This is a genomic window from Nocardia sp. NPDC050718 (assembly GCF_040654235.1).
GTDB lineage: Bacteria > Actinomycetota > Actinomycetes > Mycobacteriales > Mycobacteriaceae > Nocardia.
The window spans coordinates 312,124-332,601 of the sequence record NZ_JBFAHQ010000006.1 but is presented as its reverse complement, the minus strand read 5'-3'; the positions used below and the strand labels follow the sequence as shown (position 1 = coordinate 332,601).

Annotated in this window: 19 protein-coding genes; 8 read left to right on the top strand and 11 right to left on the bottom strand. The window is 70.8% G+C overall.

From position 1 onward, the window contains the following. The first annotated feature begins 121 nt into the window (after positions 1-121). On the top strand, positions 122-1,453 hold the full coding sequence (locus tag AB0H54_RS27185; RefSeq protein WP_357349023.1) for an MFS transporter: 1,332 nt from the start codon (positions 122-124) through the stop codon (positions 1,451-1,453). Between the two features lie 232 nt (positions 1,454-1,685). Here AB0H54_RS27185 and AB0H54_RS27180 read toward each other — a convergent pair whose 3' ends face one another. After that, positions 1,686-3,134, bottom strand: coding sequence for a carboxylesterase family protein (locus AB0H54_RS27180; protein WP_357349019.1), 1,449 nt, complete (start codon positions 3,132-3,134; stop codon positions 1,686-1,688). A 107-nt stretch (positions 3,135-3,241) separates the two neighbouring features. On the opposite strand from AB0H54_RS27180, the gene AB0H54_RS27175 reads away from it, so the two are divergent. Beyond that, a complete protein-coding gene (locus AB0H54_RS27175) occupies positions 3,242-3,895 on the top strand; it encodes a TetR/AcrR family transcriptional regulator (protein ID WP_357349017.1) in 654 nt (217 codons plus the stop codon). A gap of 19 nt (positions 3,896-3,914) precedes the next feature. Here AB0H54_RS27175 and AB0H54_RS27170 read toward each other — a convergent pair whose 3' ends face one another. The 3 genes from AB0H54_RS27170 to AB0H54_RS27160 all read right to left on the bottom strand — a co-directional run bounded on the left by AB0H54_RS27170 (position 3,915) and on the right by AB0H54_RS27160 (position 5,908). Further along, a complete protein-coding gene (locus tag AB0H54_RS27170; RefSeq protein WP_357349015.1) occupies positions 3,915-4,427 on the bottom strand; it encodes a hypothetical protein in 513 nt (170 codons plus the stop codon). A 110-nt stretch (positions 4,428-4,537) separates the two neighbouring features. Further along, a complete protein-coding gene (locus AB0H54_RS27165; protein WP_357349013.1) occupies positions 4,538-5,149 on the bottom strand; it encodes a hypothetical protein in 612 nt (203 codons plus the stop codon). Between the two features lie 144 nt (positions 5,150-5,293). Beyond that, on the bottom strand, positions 5,294-5,908 hold the full coding sequence (locus AB0H54_RS27160; protein ID WP_357349011.1) for a hypothetical protein: 615 nt from the start codon (positions 5,906-5,908) through the stop codon (positions 5,294-5,296). A gap of 293 nt (positions 5,909-6,201) precedes the next feature. Between AB0H54_RS27160 and AB0H54_RS27155 the strand changes: the two genes are divergently transcribed. The 5 genes from AB0H54_RS27155 to AB0H54_RS27135 all read left to right on the top strand — a co-directional run bounded on the left by AB0H54_RS27155 (position 6,202) and on the right by AB0H54_RS27135 (position 13,550). Next, positions 6,202-6,810, top strand: coding sequence for a hypothetical protein (locus AB0H54_RS27155; RefSeq protein ID WP_357349009.1), 609 nt, complete (start codon positions 6,202-6,204; stop codon positions 6,808-6,810). Positions 6,811-6,962: 152 nt separating this feature from the next. Then, positions 6,963-10,010: a protein kinase gene (locus tag AB0H54_RS27150; protein ID WP_357349007.1), complete on the top strand. Its 3,048-nt coding sequence runs from the start codon at positions 6,963-6,965 to the stop codon at positions 10,008-10,010. A 34-nt stretch (positions 10,011-10,044) separates the two neighbouring features. After that, on the top strand, positions 10,045-10,782 hold the full coding sequence (locus tag AB0H54_RS27145; RefSeq protein ID WP_357349005.1) for a VOC family protein: 738 nt from the start codon (positions 10,045-10,047) through the stop codon (positions 10,780-10,782). Between the two features lie 104 nt (positions 10,783-10,886). After that, a complete protein-coding gene (locus AB0H54_RS27140; protein ID WP_357349003.1) occupies positions 10,887-12,200 on the top strand; it encodes a DUF1254 domain-containing protein in 1,314 nt (437 codons plus the stop codon). Between the two features lie 54 nt (positions 12,201-12,254). Next, positions 12,255-13,550, top strand: a complete 1,296-nt coding sequence (locus AB0H54_RS27135) for a cyclopropane-fatty-acyl-phospholipid synthase family protein (RefSeq protein ID WP_357349001.1) — start codon at positions 12,255-12,257, stop codon at positions 13,548-13,550. Between the two features lie 22 nt (positions 13,551-13,572). Here the strand turns inward: AB0H54_RS27135 and AB0H54_RS27130 are convergent, their stop codons facing one another. The 5 genes from AB0H54_RS27130 to AB0H54_RS27110 form a co-directional block, all read right to left on the bottom strand. Continuing rightward, positions 13,573-14,145 carry a hypothetical protein gene (locus AB0H54_RS27130; RefSeq protein ID WP_357348999.1) on the bottom strand — a complete coding sequence of 191 codons (573 nt, stop codon included), beginning with the start codon at positions 14,143-14,145 and terminating at the stop codon, positions 13,573-13,575. Between the two features lie 118 nt (positions 14,146-14,263). Continuing rightward, a complete protein-coding gene (locus AB0H54_RS27125; RefSeq protein ID WP_357348997.1) occupies positions 14,264-15,805 on the bottom strand; it encodes a molybdopterin-dependent oxidoreductase in 1,542 nt (513 codons plus the stop codon). 49 nt (positions 15,806-15,854) lie between these two features. Continuing rightward, positions 15,855-16,589 carry an anti-sigma factor gene (locus AB0H54_RS27120; RefSeq protein ID WP_357348995.1) on the bottom strand — a complete coding sequence of 245 codons (735 nt, stop codon included), beginning with the start codon at positions 16,587-16,589 and terminating at the stop codon, positions 15,855-15,857. Continuing rightward, entirely contained in the window at positions 16,586-17,233 is a 648-nt protein-coding gene (gene sigK / locus AB0H54_RS27115; RefSeq protein ID WP_355279578.1) for an ECF RNA polymerase sigma factor SigK, read from the bottom strand. The genes AB0H54_RS27120 and sigK overlap by 4 nt, the downstream gene beginning before the upstream one ends. Positions 17,234-17,355: 122 nt before the next feature. Next, positions 17,356-18,000 carry a fasciclin domain-containing protein gene (locus tag AB0H54_RS27110; protein ID WP_357348993.1) on the bottom strand — a complete coding sequence of 215 codons (645 nt, stop codon included), beginning with the start codon at positions 17,998-18,000 and terminating at the stop codon, positions 17,356-17,358. A gap of 181 nt (positions 18,001-18,181) precedes the next feature. Between AB0H54_RS27110 and AB0H54_RS27105 the strand changes: the two genes are divergently transcribed. Next, positions 18,182-18,805, top strand: coding sequence for a carbonic anhydrase (locus AB0H54_RS27105; protein WP_357348991.1), 624 nt, complete (start codon positions 18,182-18,184; stop codon positions 18,803-18,805). A 43-nt stretch (positions 18,806-18,848) separates the two neighbouring features. On the opposite strand, the gene AB0H54_RS27100 is transcribed toward AB0H54_RS27105, so the two are convergent. Together AB0H54_RS27100 and AB0H54_RS27095 are read right to left on the bottom strand one after the other, a co-directional pair. Further along, positions 18,849-19,385 carry a DUF732 domain-containing protein gene (locus AB0H54_RS27100; protein WP_355279585.1) on the bottom strand — a complete coding sequence of 179 codons (537 nt, stop codon included), beginning with the start codon at positions 19,383-19,385 and terminating at the stop codon, positions 18,849-18,851. A 104-nt stretch (positions 19,386-19,489) separates the two neighbouring features. Next, positions 19,490-20,401, bottom strand: a complete 912-nt coding sequence (locus AB0H54_RS27095; RefSeq protein ID WP_357348989.1) for a sigma-70 family RNA polymerase sigma factor — start codon at positions 20,399-20,401, stop codon at positions 19,490-19,492. Positions 20,402-20,478: the final 77 nt, after the last annotated feature.

The following is a 20,478-nucleotide window of genomic DNA, read 5'->3' as shown; positions in this document are numbered from 1 at the left end:
TGTGCCGCCGTTCGGTGTTCGCACGACCACTGACCTGCGCGGGCCGGGAACCTAGCGTTCGAGCGGTACCAGTGGAACGGCATCCGCCCTGGTGGATGCGCACAATCGAAGGAGACCGGCGATGACGACGAGCTCAGGGCGCCCGCCCACAGTCAACGAGGCCGATGTCCGCAAAGTGGCCTTGGTCAGCCTCGTCGGCGCCAGTGTCGAGTGGTTCGACTTCTTCCTCTTCGGCACCGCGGCGGCGCTGGTGTTCCCCAAGCTGTTCTTCCCCAGCACCGACCCGGTCACCGGCGTGCTGGCCTCCTTCGGCGTCTTCGGCATCGGCTTCATCGCGCGACCGGTCGGCGGCGTCGTGTGGGGCCACTTCGGCGACCGGGTGGGCCGCAAGAAGGCCTTCATCGCCGCCCTGACCCTGATGGCGGTGGCGAGCGCGCTCATCGGACTGCTGCCCACCTACGCCACCATCGGCATCGCGGCCCCGGTCGCACTGACCCTGCTGCGCTTCGCCCAGGGTCTCGCGGTCGGCGGCCAGTGGGGCGGCGCCGCCCTGATGGCGACCGAATCCGCACCGGCGCACAAGCGCGGGTTCTACGGCAGCTTCGCCCAGCTCGGTGTGCCCATCGGCGTGCTGCTCGGAGTGTCGGCCTACTTCCTGCTCTCGGTATCCTTGGGCGCCGAGGCTTTTCGCAGCTACGGCTGGCGCATCCCGTTCCTGATCAGCATTCTGTTCGTCGGTGTCGTCCTCTACGTGCACCACCGGCTCGAGGAAACCCCCGCCTTCCAGAACCTGCAGCGGGCATCGGCGGAGCAGGCGGCGTCGGCGCAGTCGATCAGCAAGTCGCCGGTGCTCGACGTACTGCGCGAGCACTGGGGACGGGTGGCGCTGGCGGGCGGCGCCTTCATCGTCGTGAACGCGACGTTCTACCTCTACATCACGTTCATGCTCGACTACGGGACCCGCACCCTGAAACTGACGATGGCCGATGTCCTGCTGCCGCTCAGCCTGGCGACCACCCTGCTGCTCGTCTGCATGCCGCTGTTCGCGGCGCTGTCCGACCGTGTCGGCCGCAGGCCGCTGTACACCGCGGGCGCGCTGCTCACCGCGCTGTGGGCCTTCCCCTTCTTCACCCTGGTGGACACGAAGACCTTCCTCGGGCTGACGGCCGGGCTCGCCGTCGGCATGACGTTCCTGACGATGATGTACGGCCCGCTGGCCGCGTTCTTCGGCGAGCTGTTCCCGCCCGAGGTGCGCTACAGCGGAGCATCGCTGGGCTACCAGCTGGGGTCGGTGATCGGCGGCGCCGCGACGCCACTGATCGCGGTCGAGCTGCTCGACCGCACCGGCTCGACGACCGCGCTGTCGCTCATGCTGATCGGGCTGTCGCTGCTGGCGGTGGTGTGCATCCGGCTGCTCGCCGGAATGCACACACAGGACGGCCACGAGCGCTGACCCGATCGACCGGCTGAGCCGCCGCTTCGCCCGGGACCGCCGCGCCTGTGACGCGGTGCCCCGGGCGAATCCGTTGCGCCCCATGCTCATCGGCCGGTGATCGCCCGGACCATGCCGAGGGCGGCCACCGGCACCGCCGCTGACCCGTGGGCGAATCGGGTGGTGAGACGACGCCATCGCCACGGAGGGGCGCTGGGTCGCCAGCACCGGGTGGATACCGGCGGCGCGGATGTCATCGGTGCCCCTCCGGCGCATCGAAGGTATGCGTGACGGGCGCATCGGCGCGGTAGGCAGGCCATCCCGGATCGCCGTCGGTGGCGAAATCGACCCACGCGCGATGCATCTCGTCGGCCAGCCGCTGCGGCGGGTGCTCGCCGGTCAGGGCGTGCGCGCGGTCGAGGGTGTCGAAGACGAACGGCAGTTCCAGCGCGTGGCACGCGCCGAGTCCCAGCACCTCGGTGGACCAGCCGAATTCGTAGAGATACGCGGAACCCCCGGCGGCCTCGGCCAGCTCACGGGCAGGTTCACCGAAGATCCGGTCGGTGACGATCTCGCAGAAGACATCGCCGGGCACGGAGTTCGCTCGCCGCGGCGTCCACGCGGCGACGGCCGCCGGGCCGATGCCCGCGCGGGCCAGCATCATGGGCAGCGTCTGCTCGTCGATCCCGGCCACGAGCCCCAGTGGCACCGCGAAGAAACGGAACTCCTCGGCATTGGTGCCGACGAGGAGCGGAACGCCGCGCCGCGCGCCCGCACGCACCAGGTCCAGCGGCGCCCCGGTCACGAGCTCGCCGTCGATGACCGGGAACATGCTCATCAGACCGGCTCCGCCCGCGATCACCGAGGCACCCCAGCGCGCCGGATCGGGGTCGAGCGCCAGTGCCGTTCCCACGTCGGTCTGAGCTTGCAGCAGGCGCTCCGGCGACAGCTCGCCGAAGTCCGCCGCGGTCGCGGAGGTGGCCAGCAGCTGCGCTGCTTCGGCGGTCGCTCGGGCGGCATCCGTCGCGGTGGCCACCGCCGAGGCGTTGCCGCTCTGCAGGATGGCGCGGTGGAACAGGCCGGCGGCGGGCGCGGCGGTCAGCAGACACGCCACGCTGATCGCGCCCGCGGACTCGCCGAACACGGTGACATTGCCGGGATCGCCGCCGAACGCGGCGATGTTCTCCGACACCCAGCGCAGTGCCAGCACCTGGTCGTGGAGACCGCGATTGAGCGGGGCGCCGGAAAGCACGGCGAAGCCAGGAATGCCGAGCCGGTAGTTGATCGACACCAGCACCACACCGTCGCGGGCGAACGCGGCACCGTCGTAGAGCGGATGCGAGTTCCCGCCGCGAGTGAACGCGCCCCCATGGATCCAGACCAGCACCGGCAGGCCGGCGCCCGCCGGGTCCGGCGTCCAGACATTGAGGTTCAGGCACTCCTCGCCCGCGATCGCCGGGCCGCCGATGAGGGCCTGCATCGGTCCCGGATAGGGCAACTGGGGGCAGGTCGGCCCGAACTCGTGCGCGTCCCGCACGCCGTCCCAGGGCGTCGCGGGTTCGGGCAGCCGGAATCGCGCCGGACCCACCGGCGGGGCGGCGTACGGAATGCCGAGAAAGCTCGTCACACCGTCGGCGCTGGTGCGGCCCCGTATCCGTCCGCCACTGGTGGACACGATCGGTTCCGCCACGGTCTTCGTCATCCTGACCCACCTCTCCCTACCGATCGATCGATCGGCTTCGTGATCAGGGTCACAGACGGGCCGGTACACTGTCAACCGATCGATCGTCAGGGAGACAAGGAGTGGGCATGCCAGGACCCGACGTGCGGGAGATCGCCTTGCGGCAGCGCAGGCTGGCCGCCGAGGCGCCGACGCTGCCCGAGGCAGCGACCCCGCCCGGGACCCGGGGCGCGATCCTGCGAGCCGGGCTGGCCCTGTTCGCCGAGCACGGCTTCCACGGCAGTTCCATCCGGCAACTCGCCGCGGCCGTCGGCATCACCACCGCCACCCTGTACGCGCACTACCCGTCCAAGGACGACGTGCTCGTCGAACTGGTCCGGATCGGGCACGAGGAGATGTGGCACCGGCTCAGCGCGGCGGCGGCCGACGTCGCCGCACCGACCGCGCGGCTGACGGCCCTGGTCGAAGCCCACGTCCGGCTGCACATCGACTACGCACCGCTGGCGGTCGTCGTCAACAACGAACTCCACGCCCTGGCCCCCGAGCGTGCGGAACCGGCGCTCACGATGCGCGACAAGTGCTTTCAGCTACTCGTCGACACGATCCGGGACGGCGCGGACGCCGGCGAGTTCACGGTCGACGATCCGTACCTGGCGGCCATCGCGATCGCCAGCATGAACATGCGGGTAGCCAACTGGTACGACCCGAACCTGAACTACCGCCCCGAGCAGGTCACCGCCCGCTACGCCGGGTTCGCGCGCGACATCGTCCGCGCCGGGTGACCCGGCCGGGAATCGCGATTCAGTGCTCCGAGGAGCCCGGTTCGCCGCCCGTTTTCCGCTCGACCGGCCCGACCCTGCGTGGCTTCATGGTCGGCCGTTGCCCCGCGGGCGACGACTCCGTCCCGGCGCGTTTCCGGCGCGACGCGCCGAAGTCGATGACATTGCGTTCGTGCTCGACGCTCCCGCCGCCCGGCGGCACCGGCCGCCCCTGCGCGTCGGCCGACCACGAGCCGGTCTCCCCCTGCAACTCCGCACGGGTCACCGGGCGGGTCGGCGCCGGGTCGTACACGGCCTCCGGATACCAGGGCAGGTGCCGGGCCTCGCCGGCGTCCTCACGGCCTCGCCGCGGCCGCCGCGGCAGCCGGACGACATTCGACGCTCCGGCCTCGGCCGCACCGGATCCACCGTCGGCGGCCTTCGACTCTTCCCACTTCCGACGCAGCTGCTCCACCGCGTCGAATCGATTTCCACCAGGCCCCGACCCGGCTTCCTGGTCCGACATCGAACTAACCGCGAACAGGCGTCGCGACACCCATCGATCCCACAGCGGCGGACACTCCGAACTCCCTCTCAGGTCTTTCCTTCACCTTCACATTCTGCATCAAGACACCCATGACTCGTCTTCGACCCGGCTCGGGCCGCCTAGGTCCGGGTCTTCGGGGTCGTCGGTGGGGTCCTGGCCTCGCTGCGGTACTGGTCCCACCAGGAGGCGCTCTCGTTCGGCGCGGCGCTCGGCTCCTTCGGAGGGGCCGACGGGCTGGGGATGCCGAGGGCCCGCAGCCGCCAGTCGTCCTCGGGGATCGCGGCGACGATGCGGACGGGGACGACGGCCGTGAGCAGCAGGTAGTTGCCCACGCAGATCATCAGGCAGACCGGCGGGATGGCGACGACGGTCGCGATCCCCAGGGTGCCCAGCTCGATCGGCTCCCTGGCGATGGCGATCACGTTCCCGAAGACGCTCGCCAGCACGGCGGCGACGAGCAGCAGCTCGTAGACCCGCACCAGCGAGGTGGCCTTCTCGTCACGGATACCCACGAGGGTGATGAAGGTACAGGCCACCAGCGCGACGGTGAGCCCGGCGACGACCGGCCACAGCCAGGTCAGGTCCTCGGGGACGCCCGCGATCCGCGCGAGGGTGGAGGTGAAAGTGAAGGAGGCGATCGCCGCGGCGACGACAAGTAACAGCCCTAGGCCCACAAGCAGCTTCGGCACGGTGAACGGAACAGGTCGAGGGAAAGGGTCCGTGTGGTCCATCAGGCTCCATCCTACGGGCTACGGCCACCAAACATGCAGGCCCTCAACAGGGTACGGCCACGCGCGCGGTAGACACCGTCCAACGATCACCCCGCCATGAGGTGTTCGATCAGACGGATCAGGACCTGCTCCGCTCGGTATCGCTCAGCGGGAGCTGACGCAGACGACGTAGCGGCGCTGGCCGTAGACGACGCCGCGGTCGCCCGCCGTGCAGATGTTCACGTCGGTGGTGTCGTGACGGATTTCGAGGACGCGGACCCGGCCAGGTACGGCGGCAGTGCATTCCACGTGCCGGACCGCGCCGCCGGACAGGTCGACGCAGCCGCCGACCGTCCAGTCGATGTCCAGGCAGAGGGTCTCCTGGAGGCCGCCGGGGAGGGTGCGGGGTTGGGAACGGTCGACGTCGCCGGGGCAGTGGGCACCCGCCGCCGCCAATTCCGTGACCTTGTAGTGAGAATTCGCGCTGCCGCACGCGGCTTGCTGAATATCGGCCGCGCCCAAATCCACACAATCGCCGACGCTCAGATCCACGCGGGGAATCCGGGACGCGGATTTACTCAGTGTGGACGCGACTCCACCGGACAGCTCGAGAATAGTACCCAGCGGCTGAGTTCCCGAAACCTCGGTAAAGGAAGTTGTTGCGGCAGAATCGTCCTCCGCCGGTCCGGACATCCGCGCGCCCAGCCCCGCGATCACCGATAGCGCCCCGTAGAACGTCCCTGCCAGGGCAAACACCGCCACCACCGACACGCCAGCCATGGCCAAGTTCTTTCGACGCGCCATCTGTGTTGTTCCTACTCGTCCGCTGGACGCCTCCCGACCGACGCCCCACTGCTTGACAGTTCATACACGGCCGCGCACGAACGTGTCGAATTGTGAATCTGCGCAGTTTTACAGCGGAAAGCTGGTCCGCCGCCCAATTGGGGACAGATAACTATCCGGCGAAAAAGGGTGCTAGGGTCTGCCCGATCTCACTGGCGGACACCACGGTTCGTGCCCCGCGGCACGCCGGTCGGCCGGGCTGTCTTCGTCATGCGTAAAGGAAATCCCTGATGAAACTCGGTCTTTTCCCTGCTACCGCGCTCCTGGTCGGCACCGCCGTCTGGATCACCTCCGGTGCCGCCGCCGCGGAGCCGGCCGCGCCGACGCCCCAGGCCACCACGTCCGGGGTCGACCGGTCCGTGCGCTACGAGGCCACCCTCACCGAGTTCTCCCGCGTGCTGACCACCACCGTCACCGGCGGCACCTTCACCACCACCGCGGGCAACACGGCGGTCACCCTCACCTCCGACGCGGGCGAGGTCGTCACCCACATCCCGCTCACCTACGAGATCTCCGGCGCGAAGATGCGGGTCGCGCAGACGATCTCCGACAACGGGCGCCACCTCGTGCTCACCCCGCAGGCGAACGCCACCGAGATCGGCGAGATGCAGACCATCAGCCCCATGTCCCAGCTGACGAACGAGATCAACCGCAATGTGGTCGGCGTGGTCGTCGGCGGCCTGCTCGGCGGCCTCATCGGCACGGTCCTCGGCTTCGGCTTCCTGAGCATCATCACCGGCCCGGTCGGCCTGGTCCTCGGCGCGATCGCCGGCGGCTACGCGATGGGCGGCCAGCCCTTCCTCGACGCCGTCACCGCCGTCGTCAGCGGTCAGCCCTGACCGACGCCGATGCCGCGCCGCTCGCGGATCGACCCTCCCGAGCGGCGCGAATCGCACGGTAGACGGCCGCTCCTCCCTGGGTCGAGCACCAGCCACGAAGGCACCCGTCGGCGGGATATCCTGACTCTGTCCCTGGTAGATCCGAGTAGCCGATGGCCGACAGCGATGATCCGTCCCGAACACAGCGTGATGCCGGGTTCGATGTCATCACGGAGCTGAGCACTGCCGGTTTCGAGGACGCCGAGGAGATCGGGCGGGGCGGGTTCGGCGCGGTCTACCGGTGCAGGCAGGTCGGCGTCGAGCGCACGGTGGCGGTGAAGGTGATCACCGAGGAGCTCGACGACAACCATGACCGGTTCCTGCGCGAACAGCAGGCGATGGGACAGCTGACCGGACATCCGAACATCGTGTCCCTGCTGGTGGTCGGCACCACCGAGCACGGTCACCCGTATCTGGTCATGCCGTACTACGAGCGCGGCTCGATCCAGCAGTGCCTGCACCGCGACGGCCCGCTCCCGCTCCAGGACGTGCTCCACCTCGGCGTGAAACTCGCGGGCGCGCTCGAGACGGCCCATCGCACCGGCATTCTGCACCGCGACATCAAACCGGCGAACATCCTGCTGACCGACTACGACGAGCCGGCACTGACCGATTTCGGCATCGCCCACATGACCGGCGGATTCGAGACAACGACCGGGGTCATCACCGGTTCCCCGGCCTTCACCGCTCCCGAGGTCCTCACCGGGGACGCGCCCAGCCGGGCCGCCGATGTCTACAGCCTGGGGGCCACCCTGTTCTGCGTGCTGACCGGGCACGCGGCCTTCGAGCGGCGCAGCGGGGAACAGCTGGTCGCGCAATTCCTGCGGATCACCGAGCAACCCGCTCCCCCACTGCGCGACAGCGGTTTTCCCGACGACGTGTGCGCCGTCATCGAGGACGCGATGGCGCGAGATCCCGCCGATCGACCCGACGCCGCGACGGTGGGCGATCGGCTCCGCGAGGCGCAGCGCGGCCACGGTTTCCCGGTCGACCGGATGCCCGTGCGGTCCGCACCCGGATCCGCGCCGACCGGGCCACCCGAGCCCGCGGCGGCTCGTGACGGCGGGAACCTGCCGATCGAGCTGACCAGTTTCGTCGGTCGCCGGACCGAGCTGGCCGAGGTCACGCAGTTGCTGGCGCGGTCGTCGCTGGTGACGCTCACCGGGATCGGCGGAGTCGGGAAGTCACGGCTCGCCCTCCATGTCGCGCATGAGGTGATGGGAGATTTCGCCGACGGCGTGTGGCTGGTGGAGCTGGGTGAGGTGCGCGATCCGGCCCTGCTGGTCGACGTGGTCGCCGGCGCCCTCGGACTGCGGGGCCGAGGGGCCGGACCGACCGTCGACGTGCTGGCGGGCTATCTGTCCGCCCGTCGTCTGCTGCTGGTGCTGGACAACTGCGAGCAGGTGATCGACGCCGTCACGTCGCTGACCGAAACCCTGCTCGGCGCCTGCCCGCACCTGCGGATCCTGGCGACCAGCCGCGAAGCGCTCGACATCGGCGGCGAAGCGGTGCTCGCGGTGCCACCACTCACGATTCCCGACCCGGCACTCGCGCCGACGCCGAGCACCGCCGGGGACAGCGCCCTGGCGTTGTTCGCCGAACGAGCCGCCGCGGCGGTGCCCGGATTCGGCATCGCCGAGGGCAACCGGGCCTGCGTGACCCGGATCTGCGCCCGCCTCGACGGGCTCCCGCTGGCGATCGAACTCGCCGCGGCCCGGCTCCGGACACTGTCGCCGGAGCAGATCCTGTCCCGGCTCGACGATCGCTACGGCCTGTTGACGCGCGGCCGCCGTGGTGCCCCGCTGCGGCAGCAGACCCTGCGCTGGTGCATCGGCTGGAGCTACGACCTGTGTACGCCGGACGAGCAGCGCTGGTGGCGCCGGTTGTCGGTGTTCGCCGGTGGCTTCGAGCTCGACGCCGCGGCCCGGCTCTGTGGCGACGATCCGGCCGCCGCGGACATGCTCGACGCGGTTTCCGGGTTGGTCGACAAGTCGATCGTGATCCGCGAAGACCTCGGTGACACGGTTCGGTTCCGGATGCTGGAGACCGTCGGGGAGTACGGCAGGCAGCGGGCCCAGGACGACGGTGAATACGTGGAATGGTCACGGCGACACCGTGAGTGGGCTCTCGACCTGGTGCTGCGCGCGGAGACGGAGTGGATCGGCCCGCACCAGCTCACGTGGGTCGCCCGGCTCGAGCGCGAACTGCCCAATGTGCGCACCGCGCTGGAATCCGCCGTCGCCGAGGCGGACGAGACCGCGGTGCGGATGTCCAACGCCCTGTATCCCTTCTGGATGATGCGGGGACGCCTCAGCGAAGGCCGCCGCTGGTATGCCCGGGCGCTGACCACCCCGTCGACCGGTGCGCCGCTCATCGAACAGGCCAAGGCGCTGCACGCCGCCGTGGCGATGGCGGTGTTGCAGCGCGACTTCACCGAAGCCACCCACAGACTCGCCCAGCTCCGGCAGCTGGCCGAGCAGTCCACCGACCCGCTGGTCGGCGCCTTGCACGCGCAGGCCGAGGGCACCGCCGTGCTCATGACCGCCGACGCCGATCCGGCGCGCGCCGCCGGACTCCTGACCGACGCCCTCGAGATCTACACCGCACTGGGCGAACTCAGCATGCGATTGGACGTGCTGATCTCGCTGGGATGGTCGTGTGTCCTGCTCGGTGACGCGGCCAGGGCGACCGACTGCTTCGACCAGGTGCTCACCACCACCGAGGCCGCGGGCGAAACGATGCTCCGCTCGTGGGCATTGGCGGCAGCGGGGTATGTCGCCTGGCGCGCAGCGGCGACCTACCGCGCGGTTGACCTGTTGGAGAAGGGGATTCGAGCGGCCCGGCAGGTGCCGGACCCCTTGGTCGCCGCCGCCTGCGTGGAAGAGCTGGCGTGGATCACCGCCGAGCGCGACCGGCACCGGCGCGCGACAGTGCTGATGGGAGCGGCGGACTCGCTGGCCGGTGTCACCGGCAGCTCCCCGTTCGTCTTCCCCGCGCTCCTGCGCCACCGCACGGAATGCGAGCTCGCCTGCCGGGACGCGCTGAGCTCGCGGGTATTCGAGACGAGCCTGCGCCGGGGCGCGGCGATGACCTTCGACGCCGCGGTCGAGTACGCGCTCGGCGAGCGCGCCACCGCTCCGGCATCGCGGCGACACGAATAGCCGCGGCGTGGCGCCGACCCTAGACTCGGGTCCCATGGCGACGCGGCTGGTCCAGATCCATCTGAAGGCTCGCGATGACGTCGCGCTCGGCGGATTCTGGGCGGCGGCGCTCTGCTGGCGGATGGACAGCGAGGCGCCCGGGGTGGCCAATCTCGAGCCCGTCGGCTTCGTCTATCCCGATCCCGCCGCGGTCTGTCTCGACATCGTGATCGATCCGGCACCCAAGACGACGCAGAACCGCGTACACATCGACCTCGCCACCGGCTCCGGCACCGAACAGGCGGAGCTGGTCGCGCGGCTGCGCGCGCTCGGTGCGACGCCCGCGGACGTGGGCCAGGGCGACGTGCCCTGGACGGTTCTCGCCGACCCGGAGGGCAACGAATTCTGTGTGCTCGAGCCTCGGCCGGTGTACCGCGACACCGGGCCGATCGCCGCGGTGGTCGTCGACTGCGGCGATCCGCGGGCCATGGCCCGATTCTGGGGCGCGGCGATGGACTGGACTGTGCACGAGGTGTCCGACGACTTCGCGACGCTGCGGTCCGCCGCGGGTATCGGTCCCTACCTGGAGTTCCTCCGCAAGCCGGAGCCGAAGACCGTCCGCAACCGGCTCCACCTCGACCTGCGGCCCTATCCCGGCGACGACCACACCGCGGAGGTGGACCGCCTGCGCACGCTGGGCGCCACCGACCTCGACATCGGCCAGGGTGACGTGCCGTGGACGGTCCTGGCCGATCCGGAGGGCAACGAGTTCTGCGTGCTCACCCCGGCGTGACGTCCCGCGATCCGGCAAACGCCCTGTGATGGGGTCGTGACTCCCCCTGTTACGTTCGAAAAGAGGCTCGTCCCGGCTGGATCGCAATCCACGATGGAGGCGTCATGAGCGTGTTGTCCAGTGATCTGCAAACACTGAGCTACGAAGCGTATGTCTACCTGTACTCGCTGGTGACGATGGATGTCACCCGTCAGCAGCAGACGAACGCCCCGGCGGACTCCACCCCGGGTTTCGGACCGCCGAACCGGTTCCATCACATGCGCTCCTTCCCGGATGTCGATTTTCGCGCGGTCGTGCGGCCGAATTTCGACACGCTGTACTCCTCGGCCTGGCTGGATCTGACCCGCGGCCCGGTCCGCGTCCACGTTCCCGACAGCGGCGACCGGTTCTACATGCTCCCGATCCTGGACGCCTGGACCGATGTCTTCGCCAACCCGGGCAAGCGGACCACCGGCACCGCCGAACAGGACTTCGTCGTCGTGGGGCCCGGGTACGGCGGTGAACTGCCCGCCGGTGTCCCGGTGATCCACTCCCCGACCCCGCACGCCTGGATGATCGGTCGCACCCAGACCAACGGGCCCGCCGACTACGCGGCGGTGCACGAGTTCCAGGACGGACTGCGGATCACCGAACTGGGCGACCCGGCACCGTTTCAGCCGGACCCCGCCCTGGTCACCGAGATCGAGCCGCTGCGGCAGGTCAACGCGATGTCGGCCACGGAGTTCTTCGAGCGGGCCGCCACGGCATTGCGGGTCGACCCGCCGCACAGCACCGATTTCTCCCAGCTCGCGCGCATCGCGCTGCTGGGCATCGTGCCCGGCCGGGACTTCGACGCGTCCCGTTTCTCCGCCGCGGACCGCGCCGCGATCGATGCGGGCGTCACCGCGGCGCGCGCCGCGGTGCTGGCGGCGCCGATGGAACTCGCCCAGCCGGTCAACGGGTGGGTCAGTGTGCTGGGCACGATCGGCGTCTACGGCAACAACTACTTCACCCGGTCCGCCATCACGCTGGCGGGCCTGGGCGCCAACCCGCCCGAAGACGCGATCTATCCACTGCTGGCCGCCGACGCCGACGGCGATCCGCTCGTCGGCGACAACGACTACCTGATCCACTTCGACGCGGGGAAACTGCCGCCCGCGGCGGCGTTCTGGTCGATCACCATGTACAACGCCGAAGGGTTCCAGATCCCCAACGAACTCGATCGCTTCGCCATCGGCGACCGAGATCCCTTGCAGTACAACCCGGATGGCTCACTCGACATCCACGTCTCCCGGAAGAACCCGGGACCCGACCGGGAAGCGAACTGGCTGCCCGCGCCGAGCGGGCCACTGGGCATCACCATGCGCCTCTACGCACCGCGCGCCGAAGCCCTCGACGGGACGTGGGCCCCACCACCGGTACAGCGGCGCCGGGACTGACCGCCGCCCGCGTCGCTGCCGTCCCCGCGGCGCGGCGCGGGCCATAGTGGTCGCATGGGTAACCAGACCACGGTCGCCGCCGCGTTCGAACCCCTGCTGCACGCCACCCTGGGGCCACGCCCCGCGGTGGGACTCGCATTCTGGGACGGCAGCACGATCCAGCCCGACGGCGTGAGCCCCGGCACCCTGCGCGTGCGCTCCGCGGCGGCGCTGCGGCACCTGATCTGGGCGCCCGGCGAACTCGGCCTGGCGCGCGCTTTCGTCTCCGGCACAGTGGATCTCGACGGCGACATCTTCACGATGTTGCGCGCCCTCCAGTCCACCGCACCGAACGACGCCCGCCTCGGCGTCGGCGCGGCCTGGCAGGCGATCGGCGCGACGCGACGGCTCGGCGCGCTCGGCCGCCGCCCGCCCCCGCCGCCGGAGGAAGCGCGGCCGCGGCGCGGCGCGTTGCACACCAGACGGCGCGACGCGGCGGCGATCAGCCATCACTACGACGTCGGCAACGACTTCTACCGGCTGGTGCTCGGCCCGAGCATGACCTACTCCTGCGCGCGGTTCGTCCCGGGCGAGGACGGCTCGCTGGCGCAGGCCCAGCGCGCCAAACACGACCTGGTCTGCCGGAAGCTGGGATTGGCCGAGCAGCCGGGGATGCGCCTGCTCGACGTGGGATGCGGGTGGGGATCGATGGCGATGCACGCGGCCGCCACCTACGGGGCGCGGGTCGTCGGCGTCACGATCAGCGGCGCTCAGGTCGACCTCGCTCGCAGCCGAGTCGCCGAGGCGGGGCTGTCCGGCAGTGTCGAGATCCGGCTCGCCGACTACCGGGACCTGCGCGGCGAGGAATTCGATGCCATCTCCTCGATCGGCATGTTCGAACACGTCGGCTCCCGGCGCGCCGCCGAGTATTTCGACACCCTGCGCGCCCTGCTGCACCCGCGCGGGCGGCTGCTCAACCACGCCATCTCCTCGCCGGGCGGCTCCACCATGCGGAACCGCTCCTTCATCGGGCGCTATGTCTTCCCGGACGGCGAACTCCTCGACGTGGGCGAGGTCGTCCTGGCCATGGAGCGCGCCGGATTCGAGGTTCGCGACGTCGAGTCCTTGCGCGAGCATTACGCGCGCACCCTGCGCCAGTGGGTCGCGAATCTCGAAAATGATTGGGAGCAGGCGGTTTCCCTCGTCGGCGAGGGACGAGCACGCGTCTGGCGGCTCTATATGGCCGCCTCCGCGCTGGGCTTCGAGGACGGCGGACTCGGCATCCACCAGGTCCTCGGCGTCGTCCCGGAAGCGAGGGGCGAGGCCGCCATGCCCCCGACCCGACGGCTCTGGGAACAGGAGACGGGGTGATCCCGCAGCCCGCTGCCGCGCTTCATCCGCTCCGGGTCGTCCGGGCCTGCGCGCCCGCGGGCCAGTCACGCGGAATGCCCAGGATGGCGCTCGCCCCACGGATCGCCGCCAGCACGGCGTGCAGGTCGTCGAATCCCTGTCCGAAGACCTCGGTGCGATCGTCGATGCGGAACGGGCACAGGCAGGTGTGCGGGCTGGACGGGTCCCGGCGGGGGCGACCGAGCACGATCACCACCGGTCCGGTGGCGGTGTCGACGGCACGCGCCCCCAGCGGCGGACCGAACTCGCGGGCGGTCGCCCCTGAGGTGCCGCGCGGGCGGCCTGCCACGGGGTCACGCCGCCGATGCGGGTCGGCCACGAGGTCGGTGGAGCCGAATCGGGCTGTCGCACCGGGGATATCGATCAGCGCCGCGTAGACGGCCGCCAACCGGTCCGGGCCCCGGACGCGATGGGTGCGCGTGCCCGCGACGCGATAGGTGCAGTGCCAGTCCTGCGTCATGGTGTCCTGCCGCGGATCGGCGATCTCCACGCCGATCTCGTTGTCGCCGTCGCGGACGGTGCTTGCTACGACTACTTCGCCCAGCTCACTGTTCACAGTTCCTCCTGATGGGTCCGTGGTCCGACGACGTACCTCGGACCGTTTGTGCCCGCGGTGCGGAGGGAGTTCGCGCCGCGCCCGTCGGGAGATGGGTGGAGATCGTGGACTCGCGTGCTCAGCGCACGGTCACCACCCGGGTGTGCCTGCCGGTGGCGCCGTCGGGGAACGGGGTGGTGCGGGCCTCGGTCTGGACGACGCCGGCGCCGTCGACGGCGCGGACCCGCAGCGTGTGGGTTCCCGGCGTGGCCGCCCATGTCCAGGTCCACTGGCGCCAGGTGTCGAGGGAGTAGGCCGTGGCGAGGGTGGCGGGCTGCCACGGCCCGTCGTCCACCTGCACGTCGACGGCGGTGATCCCGCGTCCCTGCGCCCAGGCGACTCCGGCCACCGTCACCGGCCCGGCGGCGAGAGTCGCGAACGCGGCGGGGACATCGATCCGCGACGCGGTCTTGATGGGAGCGCGTTCCGACCAGCCGCGCTCGGTCCAATACGCGCGAGCCAGGTCGAACCGGGTGAGTTCCAGGTCGACGACCCATTTGGTGGCCGAGACGTAACCGTAGAGACCGGGCACGATCATCCGCACCGGATAGCCGTGCGCGACGGGCAGCGCCGCGCCGTTCATGGCCACCGCCAGCAGGGCGTCCGGGTTGCCGAGGACCGCGGCCAGCGGGGTTCCGGCGGTGAAACCGTCCACGCTGCGCGACAGGATCATGTCGGCGCCGGGCGCGGGCCCCGCCTCCGCCAGGAGGTCGGCGAGGCGATAGCCCGTCCAGGTGGCGGTACCGGCGAGCGTGCCGCCGACTTCGTTCGACACACAGGTCAGCGTGATCAGGGACTCGACGGCGCGGCGAGCGCTCAGGGTGTCGAAGTCCAGCACGATCTCCCGGTCCACCATCCCGTGGACGCGCAGCCGCCACTGCGCGCGGGTCAGTGACGGCAGCTGCAACGCCGTATCGATGCGATAGAACTCCGCGGTCGGCGTGACGAACCGGGTCAGACCGGGCACCGGAAGGTCCATCTCGGGCAGGACCGGCGGTGCCGGATCGGCGACGCGCGGTGGCACGAAAGCCGCGCGGTCGGCACCGATATCGCGCAGCCGGGCACCGACGACCCGACCGGCGGCACCCGCCGCGATCGCCCCGGCGGTCACCCCGGCGACGGCCAGCAGGAAGCCCCGCCGGGTGAGCCCGTCCCCGGGCCGCCGAGCGGCCGGAACGACGAACAGCACGCAGAGCGCGGCGATTCCCGCGCCGGTTCCCGCCAGCGCGGGCAGCGCGAAGTCCGGGCCCGCGCCCGGCCTGCGCACCGCGAGCACGGCGACAGCCACCCCCAGCGCCCCCAGGACCGCGGCACCGGCCACCGGGCTGCGACGGGCGAGCAGCCCGATCAGCGCGGCGGCGGCCGCCATCACCACGACCATCGTGATCGCCAGCGCCAGTTTGTCGTTCGTGCCGAACCAGCGGATAGCGCTGTCTTTCAACCACTTTGGTGTGTGGTCGACGACGGTGTCCCCGAGGACGAAGAACGGGGAGGCGGCCGGATCGACGAACACCGCGACGAGATGCCCGACCCCGATCACCATCGCGGCGGCGGCCGTCGCCGCCGACGCGGCGACGATGCGCCCCGGTGGCCGTGGGGAGAGCGCGAAACGGCGGACCATGCTGTCACTCCTGAGGGGTCGAGTGCCGGCGTGGCCCGCCGTGTGCGGGTCAGCCGACGGTCATGCTGACGATCGCCGGGGTGGTCGGACCCGCCGATCCACCGGCGGGTTCGACCGTCACCGCGAGGGTGTCGGCGGTGTCGACGGCGGTCACCACGGCGGCGGGCCCGTCCATGACCGCTACCGAGCGGGGCGCGCCGCCCGCGGGCACCCGCCACAGCTGGTAGGCGCGGTCGGCGGGCAGTGCGGGCATGTCGTGGAACGACACCGCCGCGGCGCCCAGTGCCGTGGATTGATGCACCGTCATCTCGCCGCCGCCGGTGATCGCGACCGACGACTCCCGGCTGTCGGGCTCGTCGAGAACCTGCTGCGCGGTGATCGCGCCGGTGCCGACGTTCGCGCGGTCGAGCACGACCGCCACCCCGGCGCCGACACCGACCGCCACGACCGCGGCCGCGGCGACGGCCAGCCGGCGCCACCGCCGGCGATTGCCGAGCGGGTCCCGCCGGGCGAGCGGACGCACCTGCGGATCGAGCTGGTCCAGTGCCCGCAGCAGCGCGGATTCCAGCCGGGCGGGCGGCGGCACCGAGTCGGACACGGTCAACGCGGCCATGGTCTCCCGGATGCGGTGCACGGCGTCGAGGAACGCCGCCGCGCGCTCGGGATCCGCCGCGGCGAGTTCGTCGTCGACGGCGCGCCGCTGGCGGGGATCGAGCGCGTCGAGGGCGTAGGGATAGGGGTCGTCGAGCCACGGCCGAGGGGTCCGCCGATCTGTCTCGCTCATCGGGAATTCCCTCCGGTCAAACAGTTTTCGAGTCGTTTCAAGCCGTCCCTGATCCGGCTCTTCACCGTCGGCAACGGCACGTCCAGGGTCTCGGAGACCTCGGCGTAGGTGCGCCCGCTGTAGTAGGCCAGCGCCACCGCCTCACGCTGCAGGTCGGTCATCGTCGCGAGACAGTCCTGGACCGACTGCTCGTCGAGCCGCTGGGTCACCTCCTCGGCCACGATGTCGTGGTCACGGCCGAGGTGGGTGTGCCCGAACACCAGGTCACGGCTGGTCGCGGACTGTTCGGCGCGGACCCGGTCGACCGCGCGGCGGTGTGTCAGCATCATCAACCAGCCGATCGGGCTGGCCTTGCCCGCGTCGTACTCGCCCGCCAGCGACCAGGCCTGCAGGAACACCTCCTGCGCGATGTCCTCGGCGGCGCCGTGGTTGCGCACCACCCGCAGCGCGAGCCCGAACACCCGCGGGCTGGTGGCCCGATAGAACTCGGCGAAGGCCGTCCGGTCCCCGGACGCGATCTCGCCGAGCAGCGTCACCAGGCGCGCTTGCACCGCGTGGTCGGTCCGGGTCGGCGCCGGGCAGGCGGGCGCCGGATCGGCGACCACGCGCAGCCGGATCGGCGAGGAGCCCGGACGGTTCGTCATCGTGTGGTCCCTGCGTGCGTCAGCATGAGAGGGACTTCGGCCAGCCCCGCGGTACGGATGGGCGCCACCGAAGACTTTCTCTCGTGACTCTACGGCCCTCGGCGGCGTGACCATCGTCGACCTCACGCCGCGGGTGGCAGGAGCACGCTGTCGATCAGGTAGACCGTCGCGTTCGCCGTGCGCACGCCGCCGCAGATCACGGACGCGCCGTCGACCTGCAGGTTGTCACCGGAACCGGTCACCGTGACGTCGGCGCCCTCGACGGTCTTGTGGGTGCCCGTGACCTGCGACGGCGACAGCTGACCCGGCACCACGTGGTAGGTCAGGATCTGGGTGAGCGTGGCCGAATCGGTCTTCAGCGCTTCGACGGTGGCCGGATCGACCTTCGCGAACGCGGAGTCGACGGGCGCGAAGACGGTGAACTGGCCGCCGTTGAGGGTGTCGACCAGGTTGACCTGCGGGTTGAGCTTCCCCGACACCGCCGCGACGAGGGTGGTGAGCATCGGGTTGTTGGACGCGGCGACGGCCACCGGGTCCTGGGCCATGCCGCTCACCGAGCCAGGGCCGGTGGGGACCTGGGCGGCGTACTCGGCGCAGCCGGGGCCGACCAGGCCCGACGCGTCGGCGCCGGTCGCGGCGGAGGTGGTGGTCATCGGTGCGGACGAGGTCGCCGACGAGGTGGTCGAATCGTCGTCGGAACAGGCGGCGGCGCCCAGCACCGAGCCGAGGAGTGCTGCCGCCAGGAGTGTGCTGCGCAGGGATCGCATGGTGGTTTCCGTCGCTTCCGGGAGGGCGGCGAGCTGCCGCGCTGGAGTGGATGCAACGGAGTTCGGCCAGCCCACCCGGCCGGATGGCTCGGGTCGGAATCCGGATCCGGACTCGCGGCGGGCGCCGAGGTGGGCGGGGGCTCATCCCCCCGCGGGCCGCGATTCGTGCAGTATGGGTGTTATGCCCCATTCGAATCCTGTAGCCGCGTGGAAGTCCCTGCGTGATGGAAACGACCGTTTCGTCACCGATACCCTGCAGCATCCCAGCCAGGGTGCCGCCGATCGCGCCAAGCTGGCCGGTGGCCAGCAGCCCTCGGCGATCCTGTTCGGATGTGGTGACTCCCGGGTCGCCGCCGAGATCATCTTCGACCGCGGGCTCGGGGACATGTTCGTCGTGCGCACCGCCGGTCACGTGGTGGACAGCTCGGTGCTCGGTTCGATCGAGTACGGCGTCGGCGTGCTGCAGGTGCCGCTGATCGTCGTCCTCGGCCACGACTCCTGCGGCGCGGTCGCCGCCACCATCGACGCCCTCGACAACGGGACGGTGCCCGGTGGGTTCATCCGCAGCGTCGTCGAGCGTGTCACGCCGTCGATCCTGCTCGGGCGCCGGGAGGGCCTGACCAACGTCGACGAGCTGGAAGCCCGCCACGTCGAGGAGACCGCGCGCCTGCTCATGCAGCGGTCGTCGACGATCTCCGAGCGCGTCGAGGCCGGCGCGCTGGCCATCGCCTGTGTGACCTACAACCTCACCGACGGGCGCGCCCAGTTGCGCAGCGTCATCGGCGATATCGGCGAGATCGCCTGACGGCGCGTGCCGGTCACCTCCCCCGGGGACCGGCACGGCCGCGTCAGGCGTATTCGGGACAGAACTGCATCTGCGCCGCGACGACGAGATAGGCGGCGTCCCGGCTGGAATACCCCTTCTCGGTGAGCGCGGTGGCCATCTCGACATCGGTCGCGCCCGCGGCCCGTTCCTCGCAGATCGCCACCCCCATGTCGAGCGCGGCCTGGCGGGACGAGTAGTAGATCCCTTCACGATCCAGGGTCGCGATGAACTCGTCCTGCTTCTCCGGGATCTTGCTGTTGCTCAACGCGTTCGGTGTCGAGGGCGCCGTGCGCGGCGCGCTGGAGCGGGGTGCGCCCGACGCCGGTGGCGGCTCGGCGGGTCCGCCTGCGGGCGGAGTGCTCACCGTCGACCGGCCGACGTCGGAGACGTCGCCCGCGGCGAGCAACACCGAGGTGGCGCACCCGCCACAGACCAGGAGCAGGACCCCCAGCACCGCGAGCACCACCCACAGGGTCGTGTTGGTGCGGCGCGGCGGCTGCGGTGGATAGGCCGGGTAGGGCGCGGACGGATACTGCGGTGGTATCGGAGGCTGAGTCACGAATCTCCTTCGGTGCGAGACGAACAGCGGTTCAAGATCGCCATCCAGCACACCGGCGTTATCGACGACTCCCGACTACGGGATGAGCGGGCTCGGCCCGGCGATCAGTGCGCCGGATTCGGATCGTGCACCCGGGTCAGCTTGGCGGGGTTGGTGACCGAGTAGATCCCGAGGACGGTGTCGTCGGGGGCGACGTCGAGGACGACGACCGCGAGCGGCGCGGCACCGTCGAAGATCACCGCGCACGGATCACCGCTGACCGTGCGCCAGCCCACCCGGTAGCCGTCGAGGCCACCGGCGGCGACGGCGAGGAACACCTCGGCGACGGCGGTTCGCCCGTGGACCGGCTGCAAGGAGGTGGCGGGTCCGCTGCCGCCGCCGTCGGTCCAGAGGGTGACCTCCGGGGCCAGGACCGCCAGGAGTTTCTCGAGGTCACCGCCCATCGCGGCGTCGACGAAACGCTCGGTCACCTCCCGGCGGATCCGCGGGTCCACCTGGGTGCGTGGCCTGCGCGCCTGGACGTGGACCCGGGCGCGATGGGCGATCTGGCGGACGGCGGCGGGTGAGCGGTCGACCATGTCGGCGATCTCGGTGTGCGGATAGGCGAAGACCTCGTTGAGCACGAACACCGCCCGCTCGAGCGGCGTCAGCGACTCCAGGACCACCAGCATCGCCATCGACGACGATTCGGCGCGCACCACGCTCGCCGCGCCGTCGCCCACGGCGGTGTCGGCGTCGAGCAGCGGCTCCGGAAGCCATTGCCCCACATAGTCTTCGCGGCGCCGGGCCAGCGCGGACCGCCGGGCCAGCGCCTGGTTCACCGCGATCCGGGTGAGATAGGCGCGGACATTGTCGATCGGCTCGCCACCGCGAACGCGGGCCTGCCACGCCAGCCACGCCTCCTGCAGGACGTCCTCGGTGTCGGCGACGCTGCCGAGCATGTTGTAGACCACCGAGAACAGCAGTTCGCGGTAGCCGAGGAAGGTCTCGGTGGCGGTATCGACGGCATCGGTCATGGCGGTCCTCCGGTCCGGCGGGATGGTCGTTCTACGAAGAGGTGCGCGGCACCGCCGAGTGTGACAAGCGCGCCGGA